Genomic DNA, 1,745 nt, shown 5'->3' with positions numbered 1-1,745 from the left:
GCGCGTCCGGGAGCCATTCATTGAAGTCGCCGATCACCGAGACATGTTTTGCTTCGGGCGCGTAATAAACAAAATTGACCGGGATCGCGAAATTTTTGGCGGAATACCGAGGGGAGGAACCGGCGGCGTGCGGACGACTGGAATACATTGCTTACAACATTGAAAACTTGGTCTTCTCACTCTTCCGGGGATTTGCTCGCCCCGTCAGTTTCACGAGCGAGATAAGCAAGCACACGGAAGCAGCGCAATCAAGGGGAATAAACGCGCGCAGCGAATGCCTCAGTTAACGACGGTGGAGCGACGCTCCTGCGGAGCTTTTCTTCGACGGCATTGGCTTGGCAGGAGCCTCGCCTCACCTGACTGACCCCTTACGCGCGCGCGTTCGCATCGTTCGCGTCAGGTGTGGGCCTGGCTCCGGTTCCGTTGTTGGAGTTCCCGCAGCATGGAATATTTCAAAAACACTTCCCGCGAGATGAGGCGAGCGATGCGCCAGCCTTGCGCGCCATCCAGAAATCCGCCTTTGAGCAGGTAGCCTCGGGACCAGCGGTGCGCGGCGTGAAGAAACGGCGCGAGTCGTCCGGCGGTTCGTCCCGCTTCGAACTCCGATTCCGCCCAGAGGCGCGCGTATTTCTGGCAGCGCGCCCAATGATCCTCCGCGTTTTTGAAAGAGTAATGGTGCAAATCGCCGTTCAAGCGCGCGATTGTTCCCTGAACCTCCAGACGCTCGTGGACTTTGCCGCCAACGAAGCGCGCCCCTCGATCGCACCGCACGAGCCGGAGCAAACGGTCCGGATACCAATCGCCATGCCGAATCCAACGGCCTTCATAACACACACAGCGCGGAACGGTGAATCCGTTGATTTCGGGTTCCGGGCCGTTGGCCTTCAAGGCGGTGAGTTCCTCGCGAAGCAGCGGCGACAATTCTTCGTCCGCGTCGATGCTGAAGACCCACTCATGCCGAGCGAGAGCCAGCGCATGATTTTTTTGCCCAACGTAGCCGGCCCACTCCTGAACGTGCCAGCGCGCTCCAAAGTCGGCAGTGATTCTTGAAGTGGCGTCGGTGCTCCCGGAATCCAGCACGACGATTTCGTCCGCCAGTTCCGCGCAACTGCGGAGACATCGAGGCAAGTTCTCCTCCTCGTTCAGCGTGATGAGGCAAAACGAAATCTTCATCGCGACTTTTCGCGCGCGGCCAGTTCGAGGACCGAGATCGTCTCGCGGACATTTCGTTCCAGGCTGAGATCGACGCCGGCGAGTGCATCGGGCCGAGCGCGCCGTGCAAACCAATATCCGATCGCTTCGGCGACCGCATCCGCGTTTGAAGGATCGGCGAGTACCGTGCCGCTGACGCCATTCCGGATCAGTTCGCTGGCTCCGTTCAGCGAAGAAGTCACGACCGGCAGGCCGGCGGCGAGCGCTTCAAAAACCACATTCGCAGACGGTTCATAGATCGGCAGAAAAGCGAAGAGATCCGCCGCCGCATAGGCGTTTTCGATATCGTCCATCGATCCGGCAAAAATCACGTTTTTTGGATATCGCAGCGGGGGGCGGTCCTTCCCGACAACCAGAAGCCTGATTCGGGCAGCCGACCGCGCAGCCTGTTCGACTCCACCGTCGCCGGGCGGAACTGCGGACGGCGACGCGGACCGGGACCGTTCGAGTCCGCTTTGAAAGTGACGGAGCCAGCCGGGCGGGTGCTTCAGACAACAAGCCATGGCTTCCAGAAGAAAGACCAGCCCTTTTCG

Annotated in this window: 3 protein-coding genes; all 3 read right to left on the bottom strand. The window is 59.9% G+C overall.

The window, feature by feature from the left end; genetic code table 11:
* Positions 1-148: glycoside hydrolase family 13 (locus tag FJ398_27555; protein MBM3841632.1), on the bottom strand; the 148-nt coding region annotated here is incomplete at its 3' end.
* Between the two features lie 248 nt (positions 149-396).
* Positions 397-1,173 (bottom strand): glycosyltransferase family 2 protein, encoded by a 777-nt coding sequence (locus FJ398_27550; GenBank protein MBM3841631.1) that lies wholly within the window; start codon positions 1,171-1,173, stop codon positions 397-399.
* Positions 1,170-1,715: a glycosyltransferase family 4 protein gene (locus FJ398_27545; GenBank protein ID MBM3841630.1), complete on the bottom strand. Its 546-nt coding sequence runs from the start codon at positions 1,713-1,715 to the stop codon at positions 1,170-1,172. The genes FJ398_27550 and FJ398_27545 overlap by 4 nt, the downstream gene beginning before the upstream one ends.
* Between the last annotated feature and the right edge of the window lie 30 nt (positions 1,716-1,745).

Source organism: Verrucomicrobiota bacterium, assembly GCA_016871535.1.
Taxonomy (GTDB): Bacteria; Verrucomicrobiota; Verrucomicrobiia; order Limisphaerales; family SIBE01; genus VHCZ01.
This window is presented reverse-complemented; position numbering and strand designations above follow the sequence as displayed.

Coding starts and splice junctions, on each gene's coding strand:
- FJ398_27550 (MBM3841631.1), bottom strand. CDS start 1,173: ATGAAGATTTCGTTTTGCCTCATCACGCTGAACGAGGAGGAGAACTTG.
- FJ398_27545 (MBM3841630.1), bottom strand. CDS start 1,715: ATGGCTTGTTGTCTGAAGCACCCGCCCGGCTGGCTCCGTCACTTTCAA.